Below are 15,988 nucleotides of genomic sequence, written 5' to 3' on the forward strand. Positions count from 1 at the left end.
ATGTTTGTCGCAAAAGAAATGCTCGACCATTGCGAGAGCGCCGGTCACACACAACAGGGTGTCGGGAAATGAAAGTATCGAGGAGCGCCAGACGATGAACCTCATGGCTGCATCAGGCACGCCCGTTCGAACGATCATCGCGGACGATCATCCGCTGGTTCTGCTGGCTATCGAAAATCTGATTGGCAATTATCCCAACCTGAAAGTGGTTGGCCGTGCGGCGGATGTCGCCGAACTGTTCATCGAAGTCGATCGCAGTCCCTGCGATATCGTGCTGATGGACCTTTACATGCCAGGAGGGCACAACGACAACCGCTTCGACGTCGTCAGGCAGTTCAAGGCGCGCTATCCCAACGTGGCGCTCGTCATTCTGACAATGGAAACGGAGGCGGCGACGCTGCGCAAGGTGATGTCACTCGGCGTCGATGGGCTGCTGAGCAAGCGCGATCGCATCGACCTGATTCATGTCGCGGTGGTCATGGCGCTGGCTCGCGAGTGTTATGTCGGTCCGGCGGTGCGCGCCATGCTTACCGACGTCACGCTGACGCAACGTCTCGACTTCGTGCGCGCCACGCTGTCTCGCCGCGAACTCGAGGTATTTACGCAGTACGCGTCAGGACTTGGCGTCACGGAAATCGCCACGCGGCTGGGACGCAGTGTGAAGACGATCAGCGCGCAGAAGTGCATGGCCATGCGCAAGCTGTCGCTGAATAGCGACGCTGAACTGTTTCGCTACGCCGTCGAGTATGGAGTCGTACCGGAAGCGTTTGGTAAGAACCGCTAACCAGGCGGCAACATCCCGCGCAGGCGCGCGGCGAATGCATCGGCATAACCGGGGGTCACGTTTCGTGCGGTATGCCGATCGACAACATAAGAAAGTCACGGGAAAGAATGACAAACAAGATTCACGTCGTCGTGGCGGACGATCACGACTCCATTCGTGCGGGCGTCCGATTTCTGCTGCGCGATAGGCCGAATATCGAAATTGTCGGCGAAGCGGCCGACACCTCGGGTCTCGCCAAGCTGCTGGATGCCTGTGCATGCGACGTCGTCGTGTCGGACATTGGCATGCCGGGACTCGACGGAGACACTAGCGCGGTGCCACTATTGCGTCGGCTGTTACGGCGCATGCCGCATCCGCACGTGGTCGTGCTGACCATGATTGGGCGCGAGCATATGCTGGCCGGCTTGCGCAATATCGGTGTCACTGGAATCGTCGACAAGCGCGACGCCGTGGCCGCATTGATCGACGCAATCGAAGCCGTTGCGGCCGGGGGCACCCATCTATCGGAGCAGGTTCAGGCCGCACTCGCGGCTGCGGAACCTGCGCCGCCCAGGCGCGGCGGTGCGATGAGCGCGCGCGAGTGGGAAGTGTTTCAACTCTATGTGCGAGGCCTCGCGGTGCACGAGATCGCCACCCGCCTGCGACGTAGCGACAAAACCATCAGCACGCAAAAGCGCAGCGCGATGCGCAAGCTCGGACTGGAAACAGAAGCCGACCTGATCAACTACGCCACTCAGATCGGGCTGATATGAGGCTGAGGCGCCGCAATGGTCACAACTTCCTGTTTTCGATGGGTCTGGTGGGGCCGATATCAGACTATTCCGATTGGCGTGGCGTGGGGGCACTCAATAATTCTGACCGCCGCCCCTCATTGCGCTTTGCGCCGCAACTGTCGCCTTGGCTAGTTCGTGATCCGATTACCGATGGATCAGGGGAATCCGGTGCAGACCTCTTCGCGCGATCGTTCGGCGTCTGTGCCTCGTACTTGATGGATGGGATAAAGATGGTTGCGTTAGGCAAGCGATTATGGAGTGAGGGTGTGGGTACGGCATGGCTCGTGTTCGTCGGCTGCGGCAGTACGGTGCTGGACACCACGGGTGTGCTGCAGGCCAGCGGCGCGCTGCAAATGTCGTTGGCGTTCGGTCTTGCGCTCGCTACCGGCAGCTATGCCTTCGGCAAGATTTCCGGCGCGCATTTCAATCCTGCCGTCACCGTCGGCCTCACGGTCGCGCAGCGCTTTCCCGTGCGTGATGTGTTGCCCTATATCGCCGCGCAAATCGCGGGCGCAATCGTCGCCGCGGCGCTTCTTGCCTACCTGGCCAGCGGCCGACCGGGTTTCGAACTCACCGCGAGCGAATTCGCGGCGAACGGCTTCGGCGCTCATTCGCCCGCCGACTATCCATTGCATTCGGCGCTGATCGTGGAGTTCGTGCTGTCGGTCGTGTTCGTCGGGGCCTGCCTGCTGGTCGTCGTTCGAAAAGAGATGGCAACGGTTGCGCCGTTCATCACCGGCGCATGTCTGATGCTCGTCTACCTCGTGTCGATTCCGGTCACCAATGGAGCAGTCAATCCCGCCCGCTCGACCGCGCAGGCCCTGTTCGTCGGTAACTGGGCGCTGGATCAGTTGTGGCTGTTCTGGGCCGCGCCGTTGGCCGGCGCAATCGCCGCTGGCGTGCTGTTTTCGTTTCTGGGCGGCCGAGCCGATTCGTCCCCGGTGTCGTTAGTGGACGGGCAGGGTGACGTTTCGTGAGCGAGGGACGGTACTCGCCACTGCCGTTGGGGATGCGGTGGAGGTTGCGGTGTCTGTGGCCGCGCTCGCCGCGCCACTCAAAGATGCGTTGGCTCGCATTATGTCTGCTGGTGGCTACGCATGCGGTTTGCATGGCCGTGCCTGCCCGCGCCGCGTCAGACTCACCCGTCATCTCCGCCGTGAGAGCCGGCTCTTCCGCGTCGTCACCCATTGCATTTCCTGCCAGATTGACTGTCGGCATACTCGAAGGCGGCTGGCCGCCGTTCGACATCCCACAGGGCGGGCGGCTTGCCGGCGTCAGCGGCGACCTGTTGCGCGCACTCGTGGGGCCGAACGTCGTCATCGAGACGAAGCGCTTTCCCGACATGGCCAAACTGCTCGCCGCGGCTTGCGCCGGCGAGGTCGACCTGCTGACGAGCCTGGCGCGCACGCCGGAGCGCGAGCGCTGCCTCGGCTTTACGGCTCCCTACTTCCGCTCGTTTGCGTCGGCCGTCGTGCGTCGCAACGACGTTCGGTACGTGAACCCCGCCGACGTCGCCGGCGCGCGCATCGCGATCGAGCGTGGTTTTGCGCGTGAGCGATTGTTGCGCGCCGGTTTTCCGCGCGCGACGATCGTCTCATTCGCGAGCACACGCGAAGCGCTGAACGCGGTACTGCATGGCGATGCCGATCTCTACTTCGGCTTCACGCCGGTCGTGCAATACGAACTGGCGACCCACGCGTATCGCAGCCTGCGCGTGGCGTTCGAGCAAGGCGGCAAGGCGCTCGACCTGCGCTTTGCCGTCTCGCCTCGCCAGCTTGCTTTACGCGATCAACTGAACCGCGCGCTGGTGTCGATGAACCCCGCCGAGGCCGCCGCGATACGCGCGCGCTGGCTGTCCGGCAACTTCAACGCGGCGCCCGCGCCGGATGCGCCGGGCTTCACGCTAACGCCGGAAGAAAAGAACTGGCTGCGTGCGCTGCCGCCATTGCAGATCGGCTTCGACAATGACTGGGCGCCGTTCAGCTATGTTGACGCCGCCGGTCGCCCCGTCGGTCTGACAGCCGATTACCTCGCGTACCTGAGCAGCACGCTCGGTGTCGTGTTCAACCGCGCGCGCATGGCCGACTGGGCCGCCACCATCGAAGCGTTCCAGCGCGGCGAGCTCGCGATGCTGTCCTCCACATCGAGTCGCGCTGCGCTTCTCGATGGCGCCGAGCGCAGCCGCGTGTACGACAGCGATCCGCTGGTGATCGTCGGGCGCAGCGGCGCGCCGCCCCCATGCTCGTTCAACGATATCGCGTCGTGCCGCGTCGTGATGTCGCCGCACGTAGCCGGCTCGGTACCGCTCGCGTTGGAGGCGGTGCCGGTCGATCACATCGTCGTCGCGGCGAGCCTGGGCGATGCGCTGCGCATGGTCGCGAGCGGCGAGGCCGACGTGCTGGTCGGCAACGCTGCCGCGATCAACGTGCAGCTGCGGCAGCACTATGTCGGCGCGCTCAGGGTGCTCGACTCGCTCGGCGAATCCGACTCGTTGTATTTTGCGGTGCGCGAGGATCTGAGCCCGCTCGTCAAGCTGATCGATCGCGCGTTGCAGGCGATGCCGGCAACCGAAAAGCAGCGCATCCGGCGCAAGTGGGTGAGTCCCGCCGCGCCGGACGACACGATCTGGAGCGTGACCGCGGTGCGGCTGCTGCCGGTGCTGATCGGCATCGGCGTCGTGCTGCTGGTCACATTGCGCGCGTACGTGCTGCTGCAACGCGAAGTCCGGCTGCGCAAGCAGACCGAGCGCGAGCTCGCGCTGCAACTGAACTTCCAGCAAACGATGATGAAGACGGTGCCGTATCCGCTCATCGCGAAAGGCCTGGACGGACGCTACATCGCGATCAACGAGGCCTATGAGAAAGCGTGCGGACTGGAGCGCAAGGACGTGCTCGGGCGTACGACGGCCGAGGTCGGCACTTGGGGCGACGCAAACAGCCGTGTGCTCGACGACATGACGCGCGAGATCCTGCGAGGCGGCGGCATCGCGAAAGTCGAACTGCAGTTCGAGGACCGCGCTGGCGAGTCGCGGCATGGGATTTTCTGGACCAGCGTCTGCGAAGGCGGCGACGGGCAGCCGGCGTACGTGCTCGGCACGATGGTCGACATCACCGACATCCGGCGCGCCGAAATGCGCGCGCGCGAAACCGAACGGCGCCTGTTCGACGTCACGCGCTCGTTGCCGGCCGTCGTGTTCCAGTTGCGACGCGCGCCGGCCGGCGCGTATTCGTTCCCGTACATCGGCGGCGATACGCGGCATCTGCTCGGCGAGGGTGATGCTTCGCATCGGCGCGCGCGGGTCGATTTCCAGCGCGTGTCGGAGCTGGATCGGCCGCTCGTTCTCGCCGAGCTCGAGCGTTCCGCGACCTGTTGCACGCCGGTGCATATGGAGTTCCGCCTCGAAAGCGCCGGTCAGTTGAAGTGGCTGCGGGCCGAGCTGGTGCCGCGGCGCGAAGCCGATGGCAGCGTCGTGTGGAGCGGTTATTGGGTCGATGCGAGCGTCGAGCGCGCGCGTTCGGAGGAGCTGGCGCGAGCACGCGATGTTGCCGAGGCGGCCTCGCGCGCGAAGGACGGCTTCTTCGCGATGATGAGCCACGAAATCCGCACCCCGATGAACGGCGTGCTGGGTCTCGTCGAAGTGCTCGAGCGCACGCCGCTCAGTACCGATCAGAGCGAAATGCTCGGCATGATCCACGAGTCGGCGGGCGCGCTGCTGCAGATTCTCGATGATTTGCTCGATTATTCGAAGATCGAGGCGGGGCGGCTCACGCTCGAAGCGGAGCCGATCGATCTGCGCGAACTCGTCGATAACGCGGTCGGCCTGCTCGCGGGGCGCGCCCACGAAAATGGGCTCAAAGTGCGCGTCGACATCGCGGCCGACGTCGCTGCGACGCTGAGCGGCGATAGCGTGCGTCTGCGGCAGATCCTGTTCAATCTGCTCGGCAATGCGATCAAGTTCACGCCGAAGGGCGAGGTGGGTGTGAGCGTGGCGGTCGTCGCAGATCGCGCGGATTCGCAGACGTTCGAGCTAACCGTGCAGGACACCGGCATCGGCATCGCGGCGGATGTGCAGTCGCGTCTGTTCGAGCCGTTCGTGCAGGCGGAATCGTCCACCACGCGGCGCTTCGGCGGCACGGGCCTTGGGCTGACGATCTGCCGCAAACTGATCGACCTGATGAACGGCACGCTCACGCTGCGCAGCGAACCCGGCCACGGCACGAGCATGATGGTGCGACTGACGATGCCGATCGTCGCGCAGCGCTATCCGGTCAACGATCTGCGCGGCAAACTCGGCGTGGTGATCACGCGTGATCCGCGCATCGGTCGAGCCCTCGCACACTTCGGCGAGGCGCTCGGGCTCGAACTGAGCAGCCTCCCGCCCGATGCGGCGACACTGCGCAAAAGCGCTGTGCTGAGCCGCGCAGATCTGCTGTTCGTCGGCGAGGACGTCACATTGCCCGTCCCTATCGGCGCGAATACGCGCGTCGTCACGCTGACCGAAAAACCGAAGCCGACGGGTTACCGCATCCTCGACGACAAGGTGCGCGTGAGCATCAATCCGATTTCGTGGCGCGGCCTCGACGCCGCATGCGCGGCCGCGATGACCGGCCTGCCGTCGATGGCTCCGACGGCATTGCGTGCGGCAGGCATGCCGTTCACGACCGATGGCGTCGCGAACCCGCCCGATCGTGAACGCGCGATCGCGAGCGGGCGGCTGATCCTCGTTGCGGAAGATCATCCGGTCAATCAGGAGCTGATCCGCCATCAACTCGCGCTGCTGGGTTTCGCGTGCGACGTCGCGAACGACGGCGCCGAGGCGCTCGCCGCGCTGGAGAGTACGAGCTATGGCTGCCTGATCACGGACTGTCACATGCCGAACCTGTCCGGCTACGAATTGACCCGCCGTATCCGCGAGGCGGAGGCACTGCGCGGCGGCGCGCAGCGTCTGCCGATACTCGGCATCACGGCCAATACCGCGCCTGACGACCTGAGTCTGTGCCGCGAAGCCGGCATGGACGACAGTCTGACCAAGCCGACCCGGCTCGCCACGTTGCGCGACTACCTGAGCCGCTGGTTTGGGACCGACAGCGCGCGGCACTCCGCACCGGCGGAAACATCCGGTCGCGTTTCGTCCGCGCCAGCCGGCGAGCGGCCGGCCACGCTGCGTGTCGGTCCTGAACCGTTCGTGCCCGTCGAACTCGCGCACATGACGCAGTTATGGGGAAGCGAGTCGACAGTCAAGGCGTTGCTCGGTTCATTCGTCTCGTCGCTGCGCGACGACATCAACGCGCTTGCGACGTTGCTCGAACGCGCGGATGTGCGACGGGTGCACGAGTGGCTGCATCGTGTGACGGGAGCGGCGAACGTGCTGCAGTATCCGCCGCTCGTACAGGTACTCGAAGCCTATTGCCGCGACATTGCTGCGAAGCCCGAGCAGTTGCGTGACGGGGGGCATGCATTAATCCGCCGATGCGAGGCGATGCTCGATGGCATCGAACAACAGGCCGCATTGCTCGACTAACAAGCGGTGCGCCGTAACTTTGCGCAAATGCGCGGGCAATTCAAACGGCCTCGACCAAAAATCGAGACGAAAAAAAACGCGGCCGAAGCCGCGTTAAAGATTTGGAGACATCCTTCGATGAAGGAGTCACTTCTCGCGAATCGAAGCATACCAGGAATGACCTGATTTATTCATTACGAATCGCGCAACTAACTTTTCGGTTAAATCGATTAAAACGGTCTTGCAGCAGGCCTTGCGTTTGAATTACGCCCGGTTCGAGTTAAAGCGGACTAACAAACCACCGTCCCGGCGTCACCGGCTTCAAATGAATTGCACTAGTATGTGGAAGCTCCGCACGGCCGACACTGGCGCCGCGGCGGCGCGTCAATGTCCGGAGAAGACCATGATTTCGCTGCGAAAATTGAATCTGGCCGTGGTGTTGTGGGTGCTTGCATCGGGCGCTGCGTTCGCAGACGCCGTTGCGCTAAAAGCGGATCTCGAGCCGTCGAGCGAAGTGCCGCCGCGCGTGAGTCACGGGCACGGCACACTGAATGCGACCTTCGACACGTCCACCCAATCGCTGCAGTGGACCGTTACTTACGACGGCTTGAGCGGTCCGGTCACCGCCGCGCATTTCCACGGTCCCGCGCCGGTCGGCCAGAACGCGAAGATCCAGGTGCCGATCGACAAGCATGCGCTCGCGAGTCCGATCAACGGCACGACGAAGCTGACCGAGCAGCAGGTCACCGATCTGATGGCGGGGCAGTGGTACTTCAATATTCATACCGCGCAGAATCCGATGGGCGAAATTCGCGGGCAGGTGTTGCCGGCGAACTAGGCGCGGCACTCGCGGGCCGAGCGCGCGAGCCACGGCCCACGACCACCGTCGCGCGACTAGAGCCCGCCGTCCAACGGCGCCCCCGCCAACGCACGTACCATGACGGGACTTCAACGAAGGGGCATGTCCCGATGAGCTGGCAAAGCGCGCTCGCGTGCTGGTACTTGCGCAGGCAGTTCCGGCCCGAAACTCTCAAACCGTTGATCAACGTCGAACGGGCGCGCGCGCTGACCTCGACGCGCGTATGGTCGCCACGCGTGCCTCGCGGCTGGCATCTGCGCGAAACGTATGGCGTGAGCGACGCACCGCTCGTCGGCGAATGGCTGGAGCGCGTGGACGGCGGCACGGCCGGCGGCGCGGAGCCCACGGTGCTGTATTGCCACGGCGGCGGCTACTATTTCTGCTCGCCGCGCACGCATCGGTCGCTGACGTTCGCTCTCGCGCCGCGCGCCGACGCGCGGCTCTTCTCCCTCGACTATCGCCTCGCGCCCGAGCATCGCTTCCCGGCCGCGCTCGACGACGCCACCGCCGCCTATCGACAGTTGCTCGCGATGGGCATCGCACCGAGCTCGATCGTCATCGCTGGCGACTCGGCCGGCGGCGGTCTCGCGCTCGCCACGCTGGTCGCGCTGCGCGACGCCGGCGCGCCGATGCCCGCCGGCGGCCTGCTGTTCTCGCCGTGGACCGATCTCGCGGCGACCGGCGCGAGCCTGCGCACCAACGACAGCGTCGATCCGATGTTCTGCGGCGCCTCGATCGAGCGCGCGGCCAAGGTCTATCTCGGCGACGCGTCAGCCACGCATCCGTACGCATCGCCGGTCTACGCGGACCTGCGCGGTCTGCCGCCGCTGTTCGTCCAGGCGGGCAGCACCGAGGTGCTGCTCGACGACGCGCGCCGCGTCGCCGACAACGCGCATGCGGCGGGTGTCGATTGCGAATGCGAGGTGTGGAATAACGTGCCGCACGTGTGGCCGATGTTCGCGCCGTTCATGCCGGAGGCGAACCGCGCGCTCGACCGCGCGGCGGCGTTCGTGCGACGCGCGACGAGCCGCGCCGCGAATCGGGCTCAGGTGTCGAGCGTGACGTCGAGCGTCCGATAGACGGCCTCGATCGTTTGCTGGCCGTATTGTCGCTCGAGCCGCCGCACGGTGAAGTGGCCATGCGCGACCTGCTGGAAGTGATCGATAAACACGGTGTTGACCATCGCGCCGAGTACCGCGCCGATTGCCGGAATCGACTTGGCCGCGATCTGTTCGCTGACCTGCACCGAAAAGCGCGCGGCGATCGCGTTGAGCAGCCGCAGCAGTGCCGCCGTGCCGTGTGTCGTGAAGCCCTTGCTGGCCACTTCGGACGACGCTTTCGACACCGCCTGCGCTAGCGCGCCACGCATGAAGAAGTAGCCGAGGTCGGCGTCGTCGTCCTCGCTCGATGTGCCGCCCATGCCGAGTACGGTCAGGCATTGCAGTTGCGTTTCGACCGAGCTCAGGTCCTCGCCCTCGCTGCGCGCGATGTCGCAGATCGAGCGGAACATCAGCGTGGTCGTGACCGGCAGCTCGACCGGCAGCGCGACCAGTCCAAACGCACCGCCGGCCGCACCAGTCGTCGCGACCGCGAATTTGTGCAGCAGGTTGTTGGGCTTGTCAGGCGCGAGCAGCTTCGCGTCGTCGCGCCGGCCGAGCGTGCGCAGTGCGATCGACAAACATTTGCGCAACGCGGCCTGCGTCGCATCGGACACCTTTTCGTTGGCGAACGCCGGGATGCGCGACAGCAGCTTCTCGATCGGCGCGCCGACGACGCTCGCGAGCTTCATCGTGAGCGCGGGGCTTTCGAGCTGGTGTTTCGCCCGCCGCAGCGCGGTGAGGTCCTGCTCCGATAAGGATGGTGCTGCAAGCGAATTCGGCTGCATGAGCCTCCCTGGCATGTCGTGTCGTCGGGTACTTCGGGTCAGTCTACCGCGTTGCAAGCCGCGTTCCGGTCACGCCTGGAGCATCGCGCCGTGATATGATCCACAATTCTTTGACACGTCAACTTTTGCTCCATCAAAAATGGCTGTCCATACCGCCGCCCCTCACTCGAGCGGGCAAGTTTTACCGTTCCGCGAATCCCTGCTGGCCATGCTCGGCATCTCGTTCGTCACGATGCTGGTCGCGCTCGACCAGACCGTGGTCGGCACCGCGCTGCCCACCATCGTGTCAGAACTCCGCGGCTTCGAACTGTATGCGTGGGTCGCCACGTCGTACCTGCTGACTTCAGTGATCACCGTGCCGGTCTTCGGGCGGCTCGGCGATTACTACGGGCGCAAGCCGTTTGTGATTGCGTCGATCGTCGTGTTCACCGGCGCGTCGGTGCTATGCGGTGCGGCCAACAACATGCTGAATCTGGTACTCGCGCGCGGGCTGCAGGGTATCGGCGGCGGTATGCTGGTCGGCACCGCGTTCGCGTGCATTCCCGATCTATTCCCTGATTCCGTCGTACGGCTGCGCTGGCAGGTGTTGATGAGCTCGGCGTTCGGCATCGCGAACGCGGTCGGGCCGTCGCTCGGCGGTTTTCTGACGCAGTACTACGGGTGGCGTTCGGTGTTCTACGTGAATCTGCCGGTCGGCCTGCTATCGCTGTTTTTCGTGTGGCGTTTCCTGCCGCATCTGCGACACGTCGAGCACACCGGCAAAATGCGCCTCGACTGGCCCGGTGCACTGCTGATCGCGATCGCGCTCGGCTCGCTGCAGCTGTTCGTCGAATTGCTGCCGAAGCACGGCATCACGCTGAGCGCGTTCGCGCTGCTCGGGCTCGCCGTCACGTCGGCCATCGCGCTGTGGAAATGGGAAAAGCGCTGCCCGACCGCAATCCTGCCCGTCGACATGTTCCGCAACCGCAGCCTCGCCGCGCTGTTCACACTGGCAGTGCTCGGCGGTTTCACGATGTTCTCGCTGCTGTTCTACGCGCCCCTGCTGTTCCAGGGCGGCTTCGGCATGTCGCCGAAAGAGGCGGGCATTGTGATCACGCCACTCGTCGTGTTCATCACGATCGGCAGTATCGCGAACGGGCGCGTCGTGTCGCGGGTGAAGAATCCGAACCTGATGCTGTACGTCGGCTTTGCAATGGTCGCGCTGTCATGCCTTGGCATCGTCGTCGCGACCCGTTCGATGCAGCAATGGGTGCTGATGTCGTTCATGGTCGTCGGCGGCCTCGGGCTGGGCTTCGTGATGCCGAACCTGACGATCTTCGCGCAGCAGACCGCGGGCCGCGAACATCTCGGCATCGCGACCGCGCTGCTGCAGTCGCTGCGGATGATCGGTGGCATGATCGGCACCGCGTTGACCGGTACGCTGGTGACTCACATGTACAAGAGCGGCGTGCGCAATGCTCTCGAAGGCGCGGGCGCGTCGCACTGGTTCGCCGATCTCGGCGATCCGCAGATCCTGATCAATCGCGATGCGCAGACCACGCTCGTCAACCAGTTGACGCACGCGGGCCACAACGGCGCGATGCTGCTCGAAAGCGCGCGCGAGGCGCTGGTCGCGGCGATTCATCTGGGTCTCGCGGTGGCCGCGGTGATCGCCGTCGTGTCGGTGTGGCAAACCCGCCGCGTACCGCCGATCAAGCTGCAGCGCAAGCTCGAGCCGGTGATTCACGCAGACTGATTTTTGGACTTGGGGTTGGACAGGCAGATTATGGAAGAACAGGACCGCGTCGCCATCATGCAGCAATTCGGCCGAACGTATCGGGCGTTTATGTCGGCATTCGAGGCCCAGGTGGGTCATCCGTTGCCACGCTGGCGCATTCTGCTCGCGCTGCACGAGCAGGCCGGCGAGTCGTCGCAGAAGCGGCTGGTCGAGCGGCTGCGCGTCGATCCGGGTGCGTTGACGCGACAATTGAAGGCGCTCGAAGGCATGGGCTGGATCGCGCGCAGCATGGATGCACGCGACAACCGCGTGACCAACGTGCGCCTGACCGAAGCGGGGCACGCCGCAACCGAGGAGAGCCTGCCGCGTCGCAATGCGTTTTTGCACGACACGATGGCCGGGTTGCCGGATGAGGCGCTCGGGGCGTTGTCGAGCGCGCTGAAAATGCTGGAGACGCGCATCGGCGAAGTGACGGCCAACGCCAGCGCCGCGAGCGTGGACGTCGCGGCGGCGCAGCAGAGCGCTGGCGACTAGGCGGCGCAACGCGTGTGATCTTCTGCTCCGGGCGGGGCGATAAAAAAGGCTGTGAGCCCAAGGGCGCACAGCCTTTTTTTTGGTCGAACAACTCGCGCTTCAATGAGCGCGGCGCAATCCAGGCCAATCAGAAGAACGTCTCGATCACTTCCTTCACGCGATACTGCGGATCGACGACCAGCACCTGCTTCCACTTGTCGAACGTCAGGCATGGATGCGAGATGTCGAACGCGATCATGTCACCCACTTTCAGATCGGCGCCAGCGGGAATCCGCAGATACGCGTGCTGATCCATCAGGCCGAAGATTTCCCAGCCCTCGCTCGCGGCGATGTCGCGCGGCGCTTGCTGGCCCGGACGATAGTGACGCGCGGGCTCCGGCATGCCAGCGTCGAACGCGGAGTCGCGTTTGCCGAGGCCGATGATCGCGCGATCCGGCTCGGGAATCGACTGCACGTACGCCCACAATTGCAGCGCCGGCAGCAGCCCTTCGCCCATTTTCTTCGCGACCGGATTGCGCTTGAAGATGTCGGTCTGCGCCTTGCGATAGATGCCCACGTCATGCGTCAGATAGCAGCCCGGGCGCAGCACGACCTCGACCTTGCCGGTTTGCGTCGCCTGCGCGAACTCTTCGGCGACCACGTCGTACCACGCCGATCCCGCGCCCGATAGCACCGCCGGTGAGCGCGCGAAACGCCCTTGCTCGACCAGTTCGCGCGTTACCGCGACCGCGCCTTGCAGGAACGCGCGGACCTCGGCTTCTTCCTTCAGCACGCCTTCGTACAGTTCGACGCCCGCGAGCTTGAGCACGTCCGGATAGCGCGCGATCGCGTCCAGCACCGCGTTGCGCTGCGCTTCATCGCGCACGCCGGTGCGCCCGCCCGGCACACCGAGTTCGAGCAGCACCTGCAGCGGCTTTTTCACCGACGTGAAGAATTCGCCGAGTTGCTCGACGCCTTCGACCGAATCGACGAGGCAGAAAAATTCGAAATCCGGATCGCTGAGCAATTCGGCGATCATCATCATGTTGCGGCGGCCGACCAGTTGGTTCGCCATCAGGATGCGCGACACACCGCCGTGGTACGCGGCGCGCACCTGATGAGCGGTGGCGAGCGTGATGCCCCACGCGCCGGTTTCGAGCTGACGGCGAAACAGTTGTGGCGCCATCGTGGTCTTACCGTGGGGCGCGAGCTTGACGCCGTATTCGGCGACGAACGCCTGCATCCACTTCAGGTTGTGCTCGACGCGATCCGCGTACAGCACGGCGGCCGGCAGGCTGACGTCTTCGGCGAGCAGGTTCCACTCGAGGCGCGTGGCGTCCGTCAGTTGGATGCTCGTGCCCGGAACCATGCCCAAGCCCTTGCTATAAGGATCAATCGTCGCGCTCTGATAGTTTGTAACTTTCATGTCTCCGTGCTCCATCGTCCGGGTAAATCGAGTCAGATTTGACTTTATCATGTTACCGAAAGTACGATGTCTGAAGGAATGTTATTTAGTACCATGGGTTTCGAAGGCTGCCGGAAAGGGCCGCGAAAGCCGTGCCGCGAACCCTACCGCCTGCCATGAACAGTAGCGCCGAACCGCTCGCTTTCGACATCGTCGCGCGCATCGCCGAATGCGCGCCGGAGTTGCGCTCGGCCGAACGCAAAGTCGCCGCGCTGATACTCGACGATCTCACCGGCGCGTCGCGCGCGAGCATCGGCGCGCTCGCGCAGCAGGCCGAGGTCAGCATCGCGACCGTCACGCGCTTCGCGAAGGCGGTCGGCTGCCGCGACGTGCGCGAACTGAAGCTGAGGCTCGCGCAGGCGGCCGCGGTCGGTCAGCGGTTTTTCGATCGCGACACCGCAAGCGACGCACCCGAGCCGATCGCCACGCGCGTGTTCGACGAGCTGCAAACGGCGCTCGCGCACAACCATCAGCTACTGCGCGCGGCGCCGCTCGCCGAAGCGGCGACCGCGCTGCGCAATGCGCGCATGATCTACGTGTTCGGCATGGGCGGCGGCTCGACCGCGCTCGCCGACGAAATGCGCTTTCGGCTCGTGCGCCTCGGCCGCCCGGTCGCGACCTATCAGGACGGGCTGTTGCAGCGCATGGTGGCGAGCACGGTGTCGCGCGAGTGCGTGGTGATCGCGCTGTCCGCCACCGGCCGTGTGCCCGAGATGGTCGAGAACTGCGAGATCGCGCGCAGCTACGGCGCGACGGTGGTCGCGCTGACCGCGCCCGCGTCGCCCCTGGCGAAGCTCGCCGACTGGCTGATCCCGATCGTCGCGTTCGAAACCGATTTCATTTACAAGCCGTCGTCATCCCGTTACGCGCTGATGATGGCGCTCGATGTGCTCGTCACCGAACTTGCCGTCAGTCAGGGCGACGAGAGCCGCGAATTGCTGCGCCGCATGAAGCACGCGCTCGACGCGCACCGCGGCGGCGGCGATCGACAACCGTTAGGAGATTGATCCATGCACTCGCATCCCGAAGCCGCCGACACGCTGATCGTCGGCGCGCAACTGTACGACGGCACCGGCGCGCCGCCCGTCGAGCGCGACGTGGCGATTCGCGACGGGCGCATCGCCGCGATCGGCAATCTGTCGAACTGGCTCGCCGAAGAGGTGATCGAGGCCGAGGGGCGCGCGCTTGCGCCTGGCTTCATCGACGTACACACGCACGACGATACGCACGTGATCCGCTCGCCGCAGATGCTGCCGAAGATCACCCAGGGCGTGACGACGGTGATCGTCGGCAATTGCGGGATCAGCGCGTCGCCGGTATCGCTGAAGGGCGATCCGCCCGATCCGATGAACCTGCTCGGCGAGCGCGACGTGTTCCAGTACCCGACCTTCGCCGACTATGTGAACGCGGTGGACGCCGCACGGCCGGCGGTGAACGTCGGCGCGCTGATCGGGCACACGGCGTTGCGCAATAACCAGATGGACCGGCTCGATCGCGCGGCGACTGCAAAGGAAATCGAAGGCATGTGCGCGCAGCTCGAGGAAGCGCTCGCGCACGGCGCGCTCGGTCTCAGCTCAGGGCTCGCATACGGTTCGGCGTTCGCCGCGCCGACCGAGGAAGTGATGGCGCTCGCCGAGCCGCTCGCCGTCGCGGGCGCGCTGTACACGACCCACATGCGCACCGAGTTCGACGCGATTCTCGACGCGATGGACGAGGCCTATCGCGTCGGCCGTCATGCGCGCGTACCGGTCGTGATCTCGCATCTGAAGTGCGCGGGGCCGTCGAATTGGGGGCGAAGTGTCGAGGTGCTGAAGTCGCTCGAAGGCGCACGCGGCGCGCAGCCGGTCGGTTGCGACTGCTATCCGTATAACCGCAGTTCGTCGACACTCGATCTGAAGCAGGTGACGGGCGACATCGACATCACGATCACGTGGTCCGAGCCGCATCCGGAGATGGCGGGCAAGCTGATCAAGGAAGTCGCGGCCGCATGGGGCGTCTCGCAGCAGGAGGCGGGCAAGCGCCTGCAGCCGGCCGGCGCGGTCTATCACAACATGTCCGAAGACGATGTGCGACGCATCCTGTCGCATCCGGCGACGATGGTCGGCTCGGACGGCCTGCCGAACGATCCGCTGCCGCATCCGCGGCTGTGGGGCGCGTTTCCGCGCGTGCTCGGCCACTATGCGCGCGATGCCGCTTTGCTGCCGCTCGAGGAAGCGGTGCGCAAGATGACGAGCCTGTCCGCGCGCCGCTTCGGACTCGCTCAACGCGGCGAAGTGCATATCGGCTATCACGCCGACCTCGTGCTGTTCGATCCGGCGAAAGTCCACGACATGGCGACGTTCGACAAGCCGCAGCAGCCCGCTGCCGGCATCGACGCGGTGTGGGTCAACGGCGTGCTGTCGTATCGCGACGGCGCGGTGACGGGCGAGCGGGCTGGCCGGTTCGTCTCGCGCGGCGCGCCGTCGAAGGGCGATGCGCAGGGCGCGTTCTAA

General features: G+C 65.0%; 12 protein-coding genes. 10 read left to right on the forward strand and 2 right to left on the reverse strand.

Annotation, left to right across the window (positions count from 1 at the left end; translation table 11 throughout):
• Window positions 1-94: 94 nt before the first annotated feature.
• The 6 genes from OKW43_RS15725 to OKW43_RS15750 all read left to right on the forward strand — a co-directional run bounded on the left by OKW43_RS15725 (window position 95) and on the right by OKW43_RS15750 (window position 8,995).
• Complete coding sequence (locus OKW43_RS15725) at window positions 95-784, forward strand: response regulator (RefSeq protein WP_429448320.1); 690 nt, start codon at window positions 95-97, stop codon at window positions 782-784.
• Between the two features lie 107 nt (window positions 785-891).
• Window positions 892-1,536: a response regulator gene (locus tag OKW43_RS15730; RefSeq protein ID WP_429448322.1), complete on the forward strand. Its 645-nt coding sequence runs from the start codon at window positions 892-894 to the stop codon at window positions 1,534-1,536.
• 251 nt (window positions 1,537-1,787) lie between these two features.
• Entirely contained in the window at window positions 1,788-2,534 is a 747-nt protein-coding gene (gene aqpZ, locus OKW43_RS15735) for an aquaporin Z (protein ID WP_429448324.1), read from the forward strand.
• Between the two features lie 131 nt (window positions 2,535-2,665).
• Entirely contained in the window at window positions 2,666-7,078 is a 4,413-nt protein-coding gene (locus OKW43_RS15740) for an ATP-binding protein (RefSeq protein WP_429448326.1), read from the forward strand.
• A gap of 382 nt (window positions 7,079-7,460) precedes the next feature.
• The gene (locus OKW43_RS15745; RefSeq protein ID WP_187633961.1) at window positions 7,461-7,895 is read left to right on the forward strand and encodes a CHRD domain-containing protein; all 435 of its coding nucleotides are present in this window, start codon (window positions 7,461-7,463) and stop codon (window positions 7,893-7,895) included.
• A gap of 131 nt (window positions 7,896-8,026) precedes the next feature.
• Window positions 8,027-8,995 (forward strand): alpha/beta hydrolase, encoded by a 969-nt coding sequence (locus OKW43_RS15750; protein ID WP_429448328.1) that lies wholly within the window; start codon window positions 8,027-8,029, stop codon window positions 8,993-8,995.
• Here OKW43_RS15750 and OKW43_RS15755 read toward each other — a convergent pair.
• Window positions 8,962-9,801, reverse strand: a complete 840-nt coding sequence (locus OKW43_RS15755; RefSeq protein WP_187633959.1) for an EcsC family protein — start codon at window positions 9,799-9,801, stop codon at window positions 8,962-8,964. The two genes, OKW43_RS15750 and OKW43_RS15755, sit on opposite strands and share 34 nt — an antisense overlap.
• A gap of 139 nt (window positions 9,802-9,940) precedes the next feature.
• On the opposite strand from OKW43_RS15755, the gene OKW43_RS15760 reads away from it, so the two are divergent.
• Together OKW43_RS15760 and OKW43_RS15765 are read left to right on the forward strand one after the other, a co-directional pair.
• A complete protein-coding gene (locus tag OKW43_RS15760; protein ID WP_187633958.1) occupies window positions 9,941-11,536 on the forward strand; it encodes an MDR family MFS transporter in 1,596 nt (531 codons plus the stop codon).
• Between the two features lie 30 nt (window positions 11,537-11,566).
• Window positions 11,567-12,052 (forward strand): MarR family winged helix-turn-helix transcriptional regulator, encoded by a 486-nt coding sequence (locus tag OKW43_RS15765; RefSeq protein WP_429451685.1) that lies wholly within the window; start codon window positions 11,567-11,569, stop codon window positions 12,050-12,052.
• A 127-nt stretch (window positions 12,053-12,179) separates the two neighbouring features.
• On the opposite strand, the gene OKW43_RS15770 is transcribed toward OKW43_RS15765, so the two are convergent.
• Window positions 12,180-13,457 carry an amino acid deaminase gene (locus tag OKW43_RS15770; RefSeq protein ID WP_429448330.1) on the reverse strand — a complete coding sequence of 426 codons (1,278 nt, stop codon included), beginning with the start codon at window positions 13,455-13,457 and terminating at the stop codon, window positions 12,180-12,182.
• A gap of 155 nt (window positions 13,458-13,612) precedes the next feature.
• On the opposite strand from OKW43_RS15770, the gene OKW43_RS15775 reads away from it, so the two are divergent.
• Both OKW43_RS15775 and OKW43_RS15780 read left to right on the forward strand, forming a co-directional pair.
• On the forward strand, window positions 13,613-14,503 hold the full coding sequence (locus tag OKW43_RS15775; protein WP_429448332.1) for a MurR/RpiR family transcriptional regulator: 891 nt from the start codon (window positions 13,613-13,615) through the stop codon (window positions 14,501-14,503).
• 3 nt (window positions 14,504-14,506) lie between these two features.
• Window positions 14,507-15,988 (forward strand): N-acyl-D-amino-acid deacylase family protein, encoded by a 1,482-nt coding sequence (locus tag OKW43_RS15780; RefSeq protein WP_429448334.1) that lies wholly within the window; start codon window positions 14,507-14,509, stop codon window positions 15,986-15,988.

The organism is Paraburkholderia sp. WC7.3g, from assembly GCF_050436345.1.
Classification (GTDB): domain Bacteria; phylum Pseudomonadota; class Gammaproteobacteria; order Burkholderiales; family Burkholderiaceae; genus Paraburkholderia; species Paraburkholderia podalyriae.